Origin of the sequence: Actinomadura sp. 9N407, from assembly GCF_044326315.1 — a bacterium.
Lineage (GTDB): Bacteria > Actinomycetota > Actinomycetes > Streptosporangiales > Streptosporangiaceae > Spirillospora.
The window spans coordinates 128,618-144,942 of sequence record NZ_JBIRAW010000003.1; the positions used below are offsets into that span (position 1 = coordinate 128,618).

Consider the following 16,325-nt stretch of genomic DNA (forward strand, 5'->3'; position numbering starts at 1 on the left):
GGTGGGAGCGGACTTCTGGTGGGAGCGGAGAACTAGAGGGTGGAGCGGATCGCGCCGCCGTCGACCGCGAGGGACTCGCCGGTGACGAACGCGGCGGCCGGGGACAGCAGGTACGCCGCGGCCTGGGCGATCTCCTCGGGCTCGGCCCAGCGGCCCAGCGGGATCGCCGCGACCACCTTCGCGATCTCGTCCTCCTCGGTCGTCCCGTTGGCCTGGGACTTGGCGGCGACGATGGTCCGCATCCTGTCGGTGCCGGTCGCACCCGGCATCAGCTGGTTGACGCGGATTCCCAGCGGCGCCAGCTCCAGCGACATCTGCTTGGCCAGCGCCGACAGCAGCGAGCGCATCGACGCCGACAGCACGCCGCCCGGCGCGGGCTGCTTCACCCAGGTCGAGGTGACGAACAGGATCGAGCCGCCGCCCTGCCCGGCCATGACCCTGGCCCCGGCGGTCGCGAGCTGCACGGCCGGCCGCACGAGCTGGTCGTAGGCCTGGGCCCAGTCGCCGATCCCGGTCTCCAGGAACGCAGCGATCTTCGGTCCCGGGGTATTGATCACCAGCGCGTCGAGCCGGCCGTGCGCGGCCACGACGTCCGGGACCAGCCGTTCGACGGCCGCCGGATCGCCCTGGTCCACCGGGTAGGGCGTCTGGCCGGGAGCCGCCGCCGGAGCCCGCGAGCTCACCGCGACCGTCGCGCCCTCATCGGCCAGCCGCTTCGCGACCGCCTGGCCGATGCCCCTGCTCGCCGCGGTGACCAGCGCCACCTTGCCGTTCAGTCCGAGATCCATGCCGTCCCCCGTCAGTCCTCGATCGTGATGGCGCGTTCGGGGCATTCGGCGGCGGCCCGGCGCGCGGTCTCCGCGGCCTCGCCGGTCACCGCGCCGTCACCCGACACCGCGGCGTAGCCCCAGTCGTCCAGCCGGAACAGCTCGGGAGCGGTCTCCGCGCACGTGCCGTAGCCGCTGCACTTGGTCGCGTCGACGAACACCTTCATGACGTACCTCCTTCTCTCTCGGGAAACTCGGCACTCTCGGGAAACTCGGCGAGGACCGTGCGGGCCCAGCCCGCCGCGCCGTCGAGGAACGCGCACGCGCCCCGACCCGGCAGGGTCGTTCCCCAGCGCTCCAGGTTCGCCCGGTCCTCGCCGGTCGCCGTGCCGCCGCTCAGCGCGGCGAACGCGTCGCGGATCGCGGCGGTGCCCTTCTCGCACACACCGCACTGCTTGGCGGACTCGCCGGCGTACCAGGCGGTGATCCGCGCCGCGACCGCGACCGGGTCCTCGCCGGGCGCCAGCGCCGTGATCGCCCCGCAGCCGAGGCCGGAACCCGCCGCGCGGACGCCCTCGTACGAGCAGACGGTCGCCGCGTGGGCGGGGCCGAGAAGCCCGCCGAACCAGCCGCCCATCACGAACCCGGCGGGCTCGCCGGTGAAACCGCCCGCGACGCCGAACAGTTCCGCGACGGTCAGCCCGAACGGCACCTCGTACACGCCCGGCCGCTCGCACGCGCCGTTCAGCGTGACCAGGGTCGTACCGGGCGACTCCGCGGTGCCGTGCTCGCGGTACGCGGCCGCGCCGTTGCGCGCGATCCATGCGGCATGGGCGAGCGTCTCGACGTTCGCGACCAGGGTGGGACGGTCGTCCACGCCCGCGTCGCAGACCCGGGGAGGCCGGGCCAGCGGGAGCGCCGGGCCGCCGCTGATCGCCCGGCAGGCCGCGGTCTCCTCCCCCGCCACGTACGTCGGGGCGACGACATGGGTCTCCAGGCGGACGCCGGTGTCGGGTACCTGCGCGATCGCCGCCTCGACCGCCGTGACCGTGTCCGCATGTGAGAGGTAGACGACGGCGCGCTCGGCGCCCACGGTGCGCGCGGCCAGCAGCAGCCCATCGAGGACGAGATGCGGGCGGTGGGTGAGCAGCCATCGGTCCTTGCGGGAGGCGGGCTCGCCTTCCTCTCCGTTGGCCACGACCACACGCGGCCCCTCGGCTTCGGCGACCGCCCGCCACTTCACGTGCGCGGGAAAGCCCGCGCCGCCCCGTCCGCGCAGACCGGCCGCGGCCAGCTCCCCGATCACGTCCGCGCAGCTCACAGGCCCGTACGTGCCACGCTTGCGTTCGCCGGCGAGCCCCAGAGGTCCGGGCGTGAGGATCCGCGGCTCGACGATCTGGGCGGTCACCACGCCGCCACCACCTCGGCCGCGGCGACCACGTCCGCGTACTTGGCGTCGATGTCCAGCAGGTTGGCCTCGTGCGGACCCGGCTCCCGGTCGCCCACGCACTCGCGCGGGACGAACACCGGATAGTTCAGCGCGCACGCGTCGATCACGGTCGCCCGCACACACCCGGACGTCGTCGCCCCGCACACGATCAGCGAGTCGGCGCCCGCCGCCGCGAGCCGCTCGCCGAGATCGGTCCCGTGGAATCCGGAGGCGGCCTTCTTCACGATCACCGGCTCTCGCGCGGCCAGCCGGGAATCCACCCGCACCCACCTGGACCCGGCCTCCAGGGCCCGCAGCGCGGGCATCTTGCGTAGCCAGACGAGCCGTTCCAGGTCCTCCGGCTCGTACGCGATCGTCGTGAAGAAGATCGGCAGCTCTGCCGCGCGCGCCCGTTCCAGCAGCGCCGCCGTGGCGCCGACCACCGCGTCCAGATCCGTCCCGGGCGGGCACGCGGGGTCGGTGAAGCCGTCGATGAGGTCGATGACGACCACCGCCGGGCGGGTCCGGCCGCTCAGCCTCCCTCCGATCCCGCGGGCGGCGTACCGGTCCCGGGTCTCCTCGATCCAGTCAGTCATCGAACGCCAGCTTCGGCCAGGTCCCGGGTTCGGCCCGCATCATGTCGGCGTAGAACCGGTAGAGGTTGCGCTGGACGCCCTCCTCATAGCGGGTCCAGAACGCGATGCCGGGCCCCGGCCAGTCCTCCATCTCCTCGGCGATGCCGATGCCGGGCATGCCCATCTGGTAATTGAGCTTGAAGTCCAGCAGGTCGGCGGCGACCGAGCGTCCGGTCCGGCTCACCGTGATCCACGGCTCGGTGTCGTCCATCTCGAACGCGCCGCCCATCGAGAACGTGCCGAGCCCGGCGCGGTAGGCCCGGTCCTTCTGCTCGGGCGACATGTTCTTGTAGACGCAGAACCAGTTCCAGATCTCGACCTGCCCGACGCCGTGCGGCTGCCAGGTCCGGATCGTCATCACGCCCGTCGGCGCATGGTGGGCGCCGTCCTCGGTCATCGGCAACGCCAGGATCGAGAAGTTCGGGAAGACGTTGGCGACCATCACCCGCGACCGCCGCGCGATGTCGAGCTGGTGCTCGCTGATCCGCGAGGTGTCGAACGTCGCCGCGATGTCGTCGGGGAACCCGAAGAACTTCGGGCCCGGTTCGTCTTCGGTCGGCGCCATCGAGAACGACAGCGAATGCCCCGGCGACGCCTGGATGTGGTAGCCCATCATGTTCTCGCGGAACGGCACCGGGAACGCGCCGATCTCCCACACCGACCGGTGCAGCGTGCCCAGGTGGTAGTCGTCGCCCGCGAAGTTGTCGCTGCCCGACTTCCAGTTGGCGTCGATCACGAACCGCTGCGGCGCCCCGATGATCTCGATGCCGTGCTCGTTCAGCCCGAACAGGATGTCGAGGTACCAGCTCATCCCGCCGAGGTACTCCTCCAGCGGCGGGGCCGTCGGGTCGAGCGTCGCGAAGATCAGCCCGTGGTACGAGCGGACCTTGGCCGCCTTCGACAGCCCGTTCCCCTCCTTGGGCATCCCCTGGAACGCGTTCCGCCACAGCGGCGCGCCCACCAGGTCGCCCTTGGTGTTGTACGTCCACCCGTGGTAGGGACAGCGGAAGTGCGAGGTGTTCCCCGAGTCCGACCGGCACACCTGCACGCCCCGGTGCCGGCACGCGTCGAACAGAACGTTGACCTCGCCCCGCTCGTCCCGGATCACGATGAAGTGGTCCTCACCGATCTTGCGGAGCACGTAGTCGCCCCTGGCCTCGATCTCCGACTCGTGCGCCAGGAACACCCAGCACCGGCCGAACACCGACCGCAGCTCCCGGTCGTAGATCTCCTGGTTCCCGAAGATCCCGGCCGGGACCTCGCCCTCGGCCAGCCCGCTGTCCAGCTCATCGAGGAGTCCGTCGGCCCTCGTACGCTCGCTCATCGCCGCGCCCCTCTCAGAAGAAGATGGAAAGGTTGTGGGTGCCGATCACGGTGAGGTCCAGCAGGACCTCCCGCCGTACCAGGCGAAGCACGCCGTCCTCGCGCCGCAGCACGTCCCGGCGCTCGCCCGACAGCAGTTGCGGCTGTGTCTGGTCCTGCCGCGTCCGGAAGATCAGCAGGTTGCTGCGCACCCGTACCCCGTCGTCCTCGGTGACCCGGACGTTGGTGACGAAGTGCCGAATCCTGGAGGGCGGGTCCTCCGCCCAGGCGTACGCGGTCTCGTTGCGCGCCACCCGGCTGTGCAGGGACCCGTACGTCTCGTCCAGATGGAACGTTCCCGGGAGGAACCCGGTGCCGCGCGCCCGCTCGACCGTCTGGCGGAGCGGCACCTGGTACACCACGTCGCGGCTGACCATGCCCTCCAGCCACTCCCGTTCCCGATAGTCGTCCAGCAGTTCGGCCTCGGTGTTCAGCCATTCGACGACCTCGTTGTGGAGCGCGCCACCGACCTGCGCTCTGACCCCGGCTACCGCCACAGCGGCCTCCCTCCTGAAGGTGCACACACTTTTGCATACACTTTTCCCGCCTGACAAGACCCCAATGCCAAACGTCTCGCAAAACTCCACCCAGCCGCCGAGCAGACTTCGCATGCCTCCGCCGAGGCATGCGCGGTAGCTACGATCTCCAGGCCTTGGTCTGTGGCGCCGGGCTGAGCAGTTACAGGTGGCAGCGCCGCAGGGGGGCCGTGGGCGACGTCGTCGGGCGTATCCGGCTGCTCGTCCGGGAACCCAGCCTGCGTGGCTGGTGACCAGGATGTCCGATACCGACGGGTGGGTACGGAGTAGCAGCGGAGACGCTCACGGTCGCCGAGCCGGCCGACTGCCCTCCGCAGCGCCTCATCGGGTGGCTCAGAGGACAGGGGCCGGTGCTAGCCCGAGGACGTGTCGAACTGGAGGTGCGAGGAGATGCGGTAGCGGTCACCGCGGTAGATGCAGCGGGCGAATTCGACGGTTCGGCCCGTGGTGTCGCGGGTGGTGCGTTCGACGAGCATGGCCGGGGCGTGCAGGGGGACGGTCAGGAGCCGGGCCTCGTCCTCGTCGCAGACCGTAGGTTCGAGGGTCTGGACGGCGTCGTTGACGACGACCTCGTACCGTGGCCGCAGGAGCTGGTAGAAGTTGCCAGCAGGACTACGCCTCCTGGTACCTCTACCTACGGCCCTCCACCGAGGCATTCGTCGTGCACTCCTAGAACGCCGGTACCTGGACCACTACGCCGCCCTGAGTTAAACGGCAAGCTGAGACTGCCTCTGAACCAGTGGGGCGCTCAGTGGTCTGGGAAGATTTGCATAAGGGGTCGGCGAAAGGTCGGTGCTCGCATGCGCCAGGCGCAGGGTGATCTGGTACTTCGGAAGAACCGCTGGGTGGTTTGGCAGAAGCTGGCCGCCGCGACGGTGGGTGCCGTGGCCTTGGGTGTGGGCATCGCGCCCGTCTCCGTCCAGGCGGCGGTCCGGTTATCGCCCGCCATGTGGGCAGTGGTGATCGTCGTGCTGGTCGGGAGCGGGCTCCGCTCCAGGATCATCCTGACCGAGCACGAGATCATCGTGAAAGGCCTGCTCGTGCGGCGGCGCCGGTCTCGCGCACACGCCGCCAGGGTGGTCCGCGCGGCCATCCTTACGCCACAGGCGTCCAACGAGGCCCTGTTCGTGCTCGATGCGCACGGCAACCTGCTCATCATGGTGTACGGCGAAGGGTTCACCACCGGCGACCTCGACCGGTTGGTGGACGCGCTCGGGCTGCCCTGCAGCCGCCCCGACCATGGCCTCACCGTCTCCGAACTTGGCAGGATGCCTCCCAGCCTGGTGCCGTGGAGCTGGCGCCACGGCACCCTGATCGGGTGCGCGATCAGCTTCGTGGTCCTAGCCGCCATCATGGGCTTCCTGGTCATCGCGCTCTGAGCGGTGATCGAGGTCGGGATCGACATCGCCACAGGCGGCCCGCCGCTCGCCTACCAACTCCTCCACGTCACCGTCATGACATGACCGGTTCGGCTCAGTGGCCGCGGAGCCGGGGAAGCACTTCGCGATGGTAGAAGTCGAAGAAGCCGTCGGGCTCGGGGCCGATCTGGTTGATGTAGATCTCATCGAAGCCGGCGTCCACCAGGGGCCGGATGGCCTGCAGGTGCCGGTCGACCTGCGGTCCGCACGGGACGGCGTCGCGGACGGTGTCCTCGGGCACCAGCTGTGCGACCTGCGCGAAGTGCGCCGGCAGCGGCAACTCCTGGCCGGCCTGGCCGGGGATCTGCTCGTTCTTCCACAGCCGGTGCGCGGTCTTGACCGCCTGTGCTTCATCGGGCCCCCAGCAGGCCTTCAAGCCGGCCATCAGCGGCTTGCCCTCACCGCCGGCGTCGCGGAACGCTCGGATCAGATCGGGATCGGGCTTGCTGGTCATGAAGCCGTCGCCGATCCGCCCGGCCGCGGCGGCCGACTTGGGGCCAAAGCCCGAGACATGGATCGGCGGCGGAGTCTCGGGCAGGGTGTACAGGCGTGCGGTGTCGACGGTGTAGTACCGGCCGTGGTGGGAGATCTGGTGGCCGCCCAGCAGCGCCCGGATGACCTCGACGGCCTCGGCCAGCATGTCCAGGCGTTCGGCGGCGCTGGGCCAGCGGTCACCGAGGATGTGCTCGTTGAGGGCTTCGCCGGTACCGACACCGAGCCGGAAACGGCCGTCGAGCATCACCTGGCTGGTCGCGGCGGCCTGCGCGATGATCGCCGGATGGATCCGCACGGTGGGGCAGGTCACGGCGGTGGTGACCGGCAGCGACACCGCCTGCGACAGGGCACCGATCACCGACCAGACGAACGGGCTCTGCCCCTGCTCATCGGTCCAGGGATGAAAATGGTCCGATATCCACAGCGCCTCGAACCCGGCCTCCTCGGCCAGCCGCGCCTGCCGGATCAGCTCCTCGGGGCGGTGTTCCTCACAAGACAGGAAATACCCGAACATCGGCATCTGGCCGGTTCCTCCCTCGATCGATTCACATCGCCGGAGCCATCCCCCGACGGGACAGCGCAGACCTCCACGCGCGGCAAAGAATTTCTCCGCCGGCTCCCAGCAGCCCGTCACCAGCCACGACTCCCCCGGTCGTCCGGGACGAAGCAAACCCACAGCCCGGCACGTTCGGCTCTCCGGGGATGGCGCCAGGAAAAGGGATCTCGGTGAACCGGGGGCGGCCGGTCAGAGGCGTCGGTCCGCACCCGATGTGAGTCGCCGGGAGACACCACCCGAGAAGCGATGTGCGCCTGGGTCGGGGATCAGCTTCACCGGACTGATAACGACCTTCGGGGCCGTTCCGCGCGTTAGCTGGCCAGCCGGGGGTGAGGGCGTGCCGGAAAGGGCGACGCTGATGCGCTGGTCCGGGCCGGATAGCCCTTAAGACCCCGTTACGGAACGATCACCATCGGCATCATGTAGTGGGCGATGGGCGCGAACACGACGGACACCGTCAGCACGGCCACGACCACGACCATCTTGAGCGCCGGTGGCTTCACCAGGGCGACACCGAATCCCATGCTCGCGGCGATCAGGAACGCGATGGCGACCAGCGCGATGGCGGCATAGACGGGGCCGTGGTCCCACAGATCCGCATCGAGAAACGCGAGGGAGCTGACGTTGGTCATCTGCTCCCGCCATTCATGCAGGCGAGGTACCGCCCCGAGCCAGGCCACCGTCACGTTCACCACCGCGAGCCCGGCACCGGCCCCGACCGCCGTGAGGAGACCAGCGCGCCGCGGCTCGGGCCTGACCCGCGCGGCGAGCATGCCGGCCACCAGAGCGCACAGGTACCCGACCTCGCTGCCGGCGGTAACGCCCATGACGGCCGCACCGCGCCATGCCGCCAGCCGTTCGGTGTCGTCCTGCGGATCGTAGAACCAGTCGTCCCCGAGGTAGACGGAGAGCGGGAGCAGAACGACGGCCGCGGCACCGGTCACCGCGACCAGGCTCACATACCCAAGGACATGCCACACCGCGCTCCGCCGACGATGGACCTGGGCCTGTCCCATGCCACCCATTATGTCCGCGGCCCTTCGCGGCCCATGACTCCTCGCTGCGAACTCCGGGCAAGGTCGGGCTTTCCGCCACAGCCACAAGAGGTGACCGCGATAGGGAGCTTGTAATTCGTGAGGGATATACCCCCTCCTCGGCAAGATGAGAGCGGCGACGTCTTCGGCGGTTGCCTCTGGGATCTGGAGTAGGTGGCCCAAGGTATTGTCCCGCTGCTGGTGACGATGGCCTCCCGGAGAAGCCAGACGTCATCGGGCCGGTGGTGCTCGGTGACCAGGAGCGCGGCAGTCCCGATGCTGTGGCTGAGCCCCAGCAGTGGCGGTGGAATCGAGCCTCCTGGTCCAGGAGGAAGCAGGCGAAATCATGATCCGCCGGCCGTCGGCCGCTTCGCCGTGTCGGACCTCGGACACGAACCAATGGTCCTTGTGGGGGTCTCGCATCAGCCGGGCCTCCACGAGGCGAAGACTCCGTCGAGGGACGGTACGACCTCAGCCGGCGCGCTCGCCTCGAAGATCCGGCAGCAGGTCGCCGGGGCGCAGGCGGTATTCCTGAAGCCGCAGCCGGTGGTACTTGTCCGTGACGCCGACCCACTCCATACCGATCCGCTCGACCGTCGCGGCCGCGCGCTTGTTCGCCGGCCGAACGAGTGAGATCACTTCCTCCACCCCCTGGGCGAACGCCCACCGCGCCAGAGCCGCTCCGGCCTCAGTGGCGTAGCCGCGGCCCCACGCCCCGGGCCGGAGTTGCGACCCCATCTCGTACGCCTCGTCCGGTGGCAGCGGCAACAGCGTCGCGCCCCCGACCAGCTCCCCGGTCGCGAGGCTCTCGATCGCCCAGCGACCGCCGGGTACGATCAGCCCCTGACCTTCGGCGATCCACCGCTCCAGCACCGAGCGCATGGCCGCCAGGTCCGGCACTCGATCCATCGCCGGGGTGAGCCAGCGCGCGACCTCGGCAGTGCCGTAGACGCCCAGCGCGGCCTCGGCGTCGTCGGCCGTCCACGACCGCAGAACGAGGCGTTCGGAAGCCAACTCGTCCGCCATCTCGTCTCATCTCCTCTGGCCAGGCGGGATATCCGCAGATTGGACCTCTGTCCGTCGTCATGAGATGCGAGCTCCTGGAGCAACGGGAGTCCGATCGTGGTCGAGCGCTTCCATGGCTCCAGGTCCTCTTGATTACGGGATCTCGACGTCATCGCCGGTGGCGAGCCGGCCCTGGGGTTGTCCACGGTCGCGTGGCCGGGCCTGAGTACCGCTGGACGAAAGCCCCGTCTCGCGCGTGATCATGAGCAGGTTGGGGATCTGGCTCCACCCCACCAGATCCATGAGCTTGACCAGATGGGGCGCGACCGAGCGCAGTACCAGCCGCCGATCCTGAATCTGCAGCCGGCACGCGGCGGCGGCCAGGGCACGCAATCCGCCGACATCGATGAAGCCCAGCTTCTCCACGTCGATCCACACGTCACCGGATCCGCGTTCGAGCATGCTCGACAGCGCGGCGGTGAAAGCGTCGAGCGTGCTGATGTCGATCTCCCCGTCGACGACCAGGTACGGCGGCTCGAAAACGCCGTCCAGGCGCAGCAGGGCGCTGCGCACCCGCACGCCCTCGACCACGAAGCCCGAGTCGTCCCAGCCCCGTGAACGGCCACCGCCGCCGTTCACCGGAACGAAGGGGCACTCGACGGCCCGCTCGGTCATGTCATCTCCTTGATCGGCCAGACGAGCACGTCGCCGCCCGCCGAGCCGCGGGCGATGCGGGAGCCGCGATCCCGGACAACGATGCACAAGATCCTCTCGGCGAGGACACCGCGTACCGCATCGACGGTTTCGGGCTTGCGTTCAAGGGCGAGGGAGCAGAGCGCACACAGGTACGGAGGCAAGGTCGCGTGCTCCAGTTCGATCGCCCGCCGGAGGTGGTCGCGCAGTTCGGCGAGCGATACGGCTCCCACCGGTGCGGTGGTCATGGTGATCGCCGACGGTTCTCGGTGGTTCATGGGCCTCTCGATTCAGGCGTCGGGTGATGGGACGGTCCCGTCAGCGGATCACAGGCGACGGATTCGCGTTCGGCGCGCCTCTACTCCACGAGCTTTCGGTCGGAGGAGACATGGCGCATGAGCGAGGGGAGGGTCTGGTGGACGCGCGGCGGCCACGTCATGATCGTTTCGCGAGGTGGCTGCTACAGGTCCGGCCAGACGCCGCCGTCGGGAGTGCCGCCAGGACTCCTACGCCACGTTCGGCGAGCTCGATCGCGGCCCGCCACCCCGCTCCCCCATTTCCGATCACCAGCCCCGGTGCCGCCGGCCGTCGTTCGGAAGGTTTGTTGAGGCTTCTGTTTCGGTGCTGTGACAAGTCGTCATCACGTGGAAGGCCGGATACTCGTCGGGCCAGAGGTCGTTAAAACCCACGTTGAGTTCATCGACTTCGATGCGGGACTGGCGAACACGACGTTCCTTTCGCTTCAGAGCGCTGCAGTGTCCCCAGACTGGTGCAGCAGACGCTCGTTCGCGTCAGGGAGAATTACCTAGCCCGGTCTACCCGAACGGGTCCGGCGTCCGGATTGCACGTCGGAACGGGACCGGGCCTGGTCGGGGCCCCTCGCCACCTTTTACTTGGCGATTGTCATGCGGAGCTTCTGACCGTGGTCTTCCTGTCTGGTCAGGGAAGCGGCAGTTCTCTGAGCTGCCGGCGGGAGGTGATGTCCAGCTTGCGGAAGATGCTGCGGAGATGGGCTTCGATCGTGCGAGGGCTGAGGAACAGTTGCGCCGCGACCTCCCGGGAGGTCGCCCCGGTGGCCACCAGCCGTGCGATGTGCAGCTCTTGGGCGGTGAGGCAGTCGGTCGGATGGGCGGTCCGCTTGCGGGGATGCTCACCGGTGGCGCGCAACTCGCGGGCGGCGCGCTCGGCGAACGCCTCCATGCCCATGTCCGACAGCAGCCGATGGGCGGTGCGGAGCTCTTCACGGGCGTCCTGGCGGCGCCCCTCGCGGCGCAGCCACTCGCCGAAGACGAGGTGGGTGCGGGCGAGGAAGACGGCCCACCGGCAGTTGGTGAGCCGTACGATCGCCTCGCGGTAGTGCTCCTCGGCGGCAGGACCAGCGGTGGTCAGGGCACGCGATCGCGCGGCCAGTCCCAGCGCGAAGTCCGTCCCACTGGCGCGGGCCCGGGAGCTGAGCCGCTCCAGCGCGGCTGCCGCACGCTCCGGCTCACCGGCGCGAACTGCCGCTTCGACGAGCTCGGGAAGGGCCAGGCTGCTGTACGCCAAGTCGTCGTGCTCGCAAGGCGGTGTCGCGGCGGCGAGAGCGTCGTCGTAGTTGCCCAGGCCGTTGTGCAGCGCTGCCAGCGTGGCCTGGGCCAGGGCGACCGTTGCGCCCTCACCCCGCTCCGTCGCCTCCTTGACCATGGCTGCGTACAGTTCCAACGTTTCGGGCTGCCGGCCACTCCAGGCGGCCAGCATGAGCCGGGCGTTCGGCAGCGGCGGGGCCCCGGTCACCCGCGTGATCGCGGCCTCTTCGGCGGCCAGCTCGGTGGCACGGGCGAGCTCACCGGCGAGCACGCGTATCGAGGCGACGGCGTTGAGCGCGGCGGGCAGCGTGGACAGCGCGCCGGCTTCGCGGGCGAGCCGGACCGCGCGGTCGGCCAGTACGTAGAGTGCCTCGTCATCCCAAAGCATCGCCGCGACATGGGAGGCCAGCCACAGCCAGCGGCGGTCGTCGTCGTCGACTCGGGATTCGTGGTCAAGAAGCATCGCCAGTGACCGCTGCAGAGTGGGAACACTCGCCTCGAACCCTTGCGTGAACCTCGTGGCCAGCCCGTCCAGCAGCAGATCGACCGGCCGCGGCGGCGCCGGTGGTGAGGGCGCGCCGTGGGCGGCTTCGGCCGCCTCGGCCAACCCGCAGCCGCGGACGAGGTGACCGGCGTGGACCGCGGCATCAAGCGCGTGTAGGTAGGTCTCGCGGGCCAGCGTCGGGTCCAGTGGGGCGAGTGTCTTGGCGGCGTCGAGCAGCATCCCCGGCATGTCGCTGCCTCGCGTCAGGTGGAACGCGATCTGGGCGCGTAGCAGCTCGAGCCGGGCGTGTTGCAGGGTGTCCAGTGGCCCGGTCGCGGCGACGGCCAGCAGTTCCAGGGCGGCCTCGGACGCGCCGGCGTCGTGCTTGGCGTGCGCGGCTTGGAGTGCCCGCGTGGCACGGGCGGCGGGATCAGGGGTCAGCTCGGCCGCGTGCTGCAAGAACGCGGCCGCAGCGGCCAACCCGCCGCGTGCACGGGCCCGGCCGGCAGAGCGCTCCAGCTCCGCGGCGGCTTGCTCGTCGGTGCCCAGCACCCCCTGAGCGTGGTGCCAGGCGCGCCGGTCGGGGTCGGACACCGGGTCGGTGGCGGCGGCCAGCGCGCCGTGCACGCGGCGCCGATCCGGGGGCGTGCCGGCCAGGTAGACCGCCGAGCGCACCAGCGGATGACGAAACCGCACCAGGGTGTCGATCTGGAGAAACCCAGCCGCTTCCGCCGGCGCGGCCGCCTCGGGATCGATCCCCAGCCGTTCCGCGGCGCGCCACAGCAGCGCCGGATCGCCGGTCGGATCGGCCGCCGCGACCAGCAACAGCAGCCGCGCCTCGGCGGGCAGGCCGGCCGATCGGCGTTGGAAGCCGTCCTCGACGCGGCGAGGAACGCTCAGCGCATCCGGCAGCTCGAACCCTCCGGCCAACTTCGCCGGGGGTGCGCCTCGGGGCAGTTCCAGCAGCGCCAGCGGGTTGCCGCGCGCCTCGGCGAGGATCCGCTCGCGCACGGCGTCATCCAGCGGTGTGTGCACGCCGGCGGTCAACAACAGCCGGGCGTCGCTGTCTCCGAGCCCGTCCAGGCGCAGTTCTGGCAACCCGGCGAACTGCTCGACGTCACTCTCGTCGGAGTCGCGCACCGCGACCACCAACGCCACCCGCTCAGCCTCCACCCGCCGTGCCACGAACGCCAGGACCTGAGCGGACGCTTCGTCCAGCCACTGCGCATCGTCGACCAGGCACAGTACAGGCCCCTCCTCGGCGACCTCGGCCAGCAGGTTGAGGACGGCCAGCCCGACCAGGAAGCGATCCGGCGCGGCACCGGCCCTCAAACCGAACGCCACACCCAGGGCGGCCTGCTGAGGATCGGGCAGCACGTCCGCGCGGCCCAGCAGCGGCGCGCACAGCTGGTGCAGGCCCGCGAACACGAACTGCGCCTCGGACTCCGCTCCGACCGAGCTCTCCACCCGGAAGCCCGAGGGGGACGCGGCCTCGCGGGCGTACTCGAGCAAGGCGGTCTTGCCGATGCCGGCTTCCCCGCGCAGCACAAGCGTCCCGCTGCGCCCGGCCCGTGCCTGCGTGAGCAGTTGTTCGACCGCCTCGCGCTCCGCACGCCGGCCTAAGAGATCCGTCAGCTTCACTCCTTCGGGTTCGCACCAAATTAAGTAGATCTCACCCATGCGAACCGTAGCCCACCGGGTCCGGCTTCGGAACGTGGGTGTGCTGACCGGCGAAAGGCATCGGGTTTTCCACCGACGCGAAGGCAACGCGCCCGGCGCGAGTCTGATGACACGGCACGAACCGGCACGGCACCTTGCCACGAAAGGAAACACCATGCCCGCCACTCCCGTCATCGACGTCGAAGGTCTGAACGTGACCTACGGTGACTTCGCCGCCGTCCGTGACCTGTCCTTCCACGTGCCGCGCGGCGAGTTCTACGCGTTGCTGGGCACCAACGGAGCCGGCAAGACGTCCACCCTGGAGGTGGTCGAGGGTCACCGCCGGTCCGCCTCCGGCACGGTGCGGATCTTCGGTACGAGCCCGCAGAATCGGCGCGCGGTGCGGCCGCGGATGGGCATCATGCTGCAGGAGAGCGGCTTCTCCCCGGACCTGACGGTGCGGGAGTCGGTCGGCCTGATCGGCACGCTGAGCGGGAGACGCGACGATGTGGACCGGGTGCTCGGCATCGCGGGCCTCACCCGCAAGGCGAGCACCAGGGTCTCCCAGCTGTCCGGCGGCGAGAAGCGCCGCCTGGACTTCGCCACCGCCGTGTACGGCGGGCCCGAGCTGGTCATCCTCGACGAGCCCACCACCGGGCTGGACATCCAGTCCCGCGACGCCCTCTGGGCCGCTGTCGACAGGCTGCGCGATGAGGGGTCCACGATCGTGCTCACCACCCACTACCTGGAGGAGGCCCAGCAGCGCGCCGACCGCATCGGCCTCATGCACCAGGGCACGCTCCATCGGGAAGGCACGGTCGCGGAGCTGACACAGACCCTGCCGTCGGTGATCACGTTCGCGCTTCCACCCGGCGCTCCCGAGCCGCCGACCGTGGGTGCGCTCAACGGGGCCTTCCACATCGAGACCTTCACCCTGCAGGACGACCTCCACCGCTTGCTGGGGTGGGCGCATGACGCCGGGGTGGAGCTGCGAAACCTGCAGGCCGGCCCGACCGGCCTCGACGACGTCTTCCGCGCCATCAGCAGTGCCTGAACCCACACGGCACTCTGCCGCGAAAGGAACCACCAGCATGTTGGAGATCGCTCGCAGTGAGATGATCCAGATCTTCCGGAACCGGCTGGTCCTGGTCACCGGTCTCGTCATCCCGGTCGCCGTCAGCGGCTACTTCGTCCACCAGCACGAGGTGTTCTCCGATCTCGGCAGCCTCGGTTACATCGCGGCGATCGTGATGTTCACCGTGCTGGCCTTCGGGCTGTACATCACGGCGGTGACCACGCTGGCCTCGCGCCGGCAGACCCTCTTCCTCAAGCGGCTGCGCTCCACCGCCGCGGGCGACGCGGACATCCTCGCCGGGCTGGTCCTGCCGGTCACCGTCATCGCGCTCATCCAAGCGGTCGCGATCCTGATCGTGCTGGGTGTGGTCGCCACCGGACCGGCTCAGATCCCGCTCCTCGCGGTCGCGATCCTGGCGACGACGGCCATGCTGGTCGCCCTGGCTCTGGCCACCGTGGGACTCACGAACTCCCCAGAGCACGCCCAGGTGACCACCCTGCCGGTGAGCCTGTCCGTGATCGCGGTGGCCAGTTGGGTGGGAATCACCGGCACCGAGGACCTCGCCCTGCTCAAGCGGCTGCTTCCCGGAGGCGCGGCCACCGAACTGGTCGTCAACGCCTGGAACGGCGGCGTCCCCCTCGCCGAGTCCCTGCCCCTACTGGCGATCACCATGGCCTGGGTTCTCGTCGCCGTCGCACTGGCCGTCCGGCTCTTCCGCTGGGAGCCGCGCCGATGAGCCTGACGTCCGCCGACCATCACGGCGCCGCATGACGGCACCGCAGGGCATCCGCAGGCCCTATCACCATCCGAGAACGCATCAGCCCTGAGCCCGCACGCCGGCTGCACGATCGATCACCCGGAAGGACCCCATGACCGCCTCGCTGATCGACAAGCCCGACTTCACCGGGCTGCGCGCGATGTACATCAACTGCACCCTCATTCGCTCCCCCGGCCGCAGCCACACCCAGGGCGTGATCGACCGCAGCGTGTCGATCATGGAGGCCAACGGGGTCACCGTGGACCAGATCCGCGCCGTCGACCACGACATCGCCACCGGCGTCCGCCCGGACATGACCGAGCACGGGTGGGACACCGACGAATGGCCCGTACTGCTCCCCCGGGTCCTGGCAGCCGACATCCTGGTCATCGCGGGACCGATCTGGCTCGGCGACAACAGCTCGGTGACCCGCCGGGTGATCGAGCGGCTCTACGGCTACTCCGGCGTGCTCAACGAGCGCGGCCAGTACGCCTACTACGGGCGCGTCGGTGGCTGCCTGATCACCGGCAACGAGGACGGCCTCAAGCACTGCGCGATGAGCATCCTCTACAGCCTGCAACACATCGGGTTCACCGTCCCGCCCCAGGCCGACGCGGGCTGGATCGGCGAGGTCGGCCCCGGCCCCTCCTACCTCGACGAGGGCTCCGGCGGCCCGGACAACGACTTCACCAACCGCAACATCACGTTCATGACCTACAACCTGCTCCACAGCGCGTCGATGATCCGCCGCGCCGGTGGGATCCCGGCCTACGGAAACCAGCGCACGGCCTGGGAAGCCGGTTCCCACCCCGACGCCGCCAATCCCGAGTACCGCTGACCGCCTCCGGCGGGTTC

The 16,325-nt window shown here is 69.9% G+C and carries 17 protein-coding genes; 4 read left to right on the forward strand and 13 right to left on the reverse strand.

The window, feature by feature from the left end:
- Positions 1–32: 32 nt before the first annotated feature.
- From ACH34Q_RS06055 to ACH34Q_RS06085, 7 genes are all read right to left on the reverse strand, one after another.
- On the reverse strand, positions 33–788 hold the full coding sequence (locus ACH34Q_RS06055; RefSeq protein WP_395981747.1) for an SDR family oxidoreductase: 756 nt from the start codon (positions 786–788) through the stop codon (positions 33–35).
- 11 nt (positions 789–799) lie between these two features.
- Entirely contained in the window at positions 800–994 is a 195-nt protein-coding gene (locus ACH34Q_RS06060; protein WP_395981748.1) for a ferredoxin, read from the reverse strand.
- A complete protein-coding gene (locus ACH34Q_RS06065) occupies positions 991–2,178 on the reverse strand; it encodes an NADH-ubiquinone oxidoreductase-F iron-sulfur binding region domain-containing protein (RefSeq protein WP_395981749.1) in 1,188 nt (395 codons plus the stop codon). The genes ACH34Q_RS06060 and ACH34Q_RS06065 overlap by 4 nt, the downstream gene beginning before the upstream one ends.
- The gene (locus ACH34Q_RS06070) at positions 2,172–2,792 is read right to left on the reverse strand and encodes an isochorismatase family protein (protein WP_395981750.1); all 621 of its coding nucleotides are present in this window, start codon (positions 2,790–2,792) and stop codon (positions 2,172–2,174) included. Before ACH34Q_RS06070 ends, ACH34Q_RS06065 begins: the two co-directional genes overlap by 7 nt.
- Positions 2,785–4,155 carry a Rieske 2Fe-2S domain-containing protein gene (locus tag ACH34Q_RS06075; RefSeq protein ID WP_395981751.1) on the reverse strand — a complete coding sequence of 457 codons (1,371 nt, stop codon included), beginning with the start codon at positions 4,153–4,155 and terminating at the stop codon, positions 2,785–2,787. The genes ACH34Q_RS06070 and ACH34Q_RS06075 overlap by 8 nt, the downstream gene beginning before the upstream one ends.
- Before the next feature lie 13 nt (positions 4,156–4,168).
- Complete coding sequence (locus ACH34Q_RS06080) at positions 4,169–4,690, reverse strand: aromatic-ring-hydroxylating dioxygenase subunit beta (protein WP_395981752.1); 522 nt, start codon at positions 4,688–4,690, stop codon at positions 4,169–4,171.
- A 392-nt stretch (positions 4,691–5,082) separates the two neighbouring features.
- Complete coding sequence (locus ACH34Q_RS06085) at positions 5,083–5,385, reverse strand: UTRA domain-containing protein (RefSeq protein WP_395981753.1); 303 nt, start codon at positions 5,383–5,385, stop codon at positions 5,083–5,085.
- A gap of 144 nt (positions 5,386–5,529) precedes the next feature.
- On the opposite strand from ACH34Q_RS06085, the gene ACH34Q_RS06090 reads away from it, so the two are divergent.
- Positions 5,530–6,108 (forward strand): hypothetical protein, encoded by a 579-nt coding sequence (locus ACH34Q_RS06090; RefSeq protein ID WP_395981754.1) that lies wholly within the window; start codon positions 5,530–5,532, stop codon positions 6,106–6,108.
- 94 nt (positions 6,109–6,202) lie between these two features.
- On the opposite strand, the gene ACH34Q_RS06095 is transcribed toward ACH34Q_RS06090, so the two are convergent.
- From ACH34Q_RS06095 to ACH34Q_RS06120, 6 genes are all read right to left on the reverse strand, one after another.
- Positions 6,203–7,162, reverse strand: coding sequence for an LLM class F420-dependent oxidoreductase (locus tag ACH34Q_RS06095; protein ID WP_395981755.1), 960 nt, complete (start codon positions 7,160–7,162; stop codon positions 6,203–6,205).
- A gap of 431 nt (positions 7,163–7,593) precedes the next feature.
- Positions 7,594–8,214 (reverse strand): hypothetical protein, encoded by a 621-nt coding sequence (locus tag ACH34Q_RS06100; protein WP_395981756.1) that lies wholly within the window; start codon positions 8,212–8,214, stop codon positions 7,594–7,596.
- A gap of 489 nt (positions 8,215–8,703) precedes the next feature.
- Positions 8,704–9,258: a GNAT family N-acetyltransferase gene (locus ACH34Q_RS06105; protein WP_395981757.1), complete on the reverse strand. Its 555-nt coding sequence runs from the start codon at positions 9,256–9,258 to the stop codon at positions 8,704–8,706.
- Positions 9,259–9,390: 132 nt separating this feature from the next.
- Entirely contained in the window at positions 9,391–9,912 is a 522-nt protein-coding gene (locus ACH34Q_RS06110) for an STAS domain-containing protein (RefSeq protein WP_395981758.1), read from the reverse strand.
- A complete protein-coding gene (locus tag ACH34Q_RS06115; protein WP_395981759.1) occupies positions 9,909–10,178 on the reverse strand; it encodes a ferritin-like domain-containing protein in 270 nt (89 codons plus the stop codon). Before ACH34Q_RS06115 ends, ACH34Q_RS06110 begins: the two co-directional genes overlap by 4 nt.
- A 691-nt stretch (positions 10,179–10,869) precedes the next feature.
- Positions 10,870–13,620 (reverse strand): ATP-binding protein, encoded by a 2,751-nt coding sequence (locus ACH34Q_RS06120; protein ID WP_395981760.1) that lies wholly within the window; start codon positions 13,618–13,620, stop codon positions 10,870–10,872.
- A 193-nt stretch (positions 13,621–13,813) separates the two neighbouring features.
- Between ACH34Q_RS06120 and ACH34Q_RS06125 the strand changes: the two genes are divergently transcribed.
- The 3 genes from ACH34Q_RS06125 (at position 13,814) to ACH34Q_RS06135 (ending at position 16,308) form a co-directional block, all read left to right on the forward strand.
- A complete protein-coding gene (locus ACH34Q_RS06125; protein ID WP_395981761.1) occupies positions 13,814–14,692 on the forward strand; it encodes an ABC transporter ATP-binding protein in 879 nt (292 codons plus the stop codon).
- Between the two features lie 37 nt (positions 14,693–14,729).
- Positions 14,730–15,449: an ABC transporter permease gene (locus ACH34Q_RS06130; protein WP_395981762.1), complete on the forward strand. Its 720-nt coding sequence runs from the start codon at positions 14,730–14,732 to the stop codon at positions 15,447–15,449.
- A gap of 133 nt (positions 15,450–15,582) precedes the next feature.
- On the forward strand, positions 15,583–16,308 hold the full coding sequence (locus ACH34Q_RS06135) for a flavodoxin family protein (protein ID WP_395981763.1): 726 nt from the start codon (positions 15,583–15,585) through the stop codon (positions 16,306–16,308).
- The last annotated feature ends 17 nt before the right edge of the window (positions 16,309–16,325 follow it).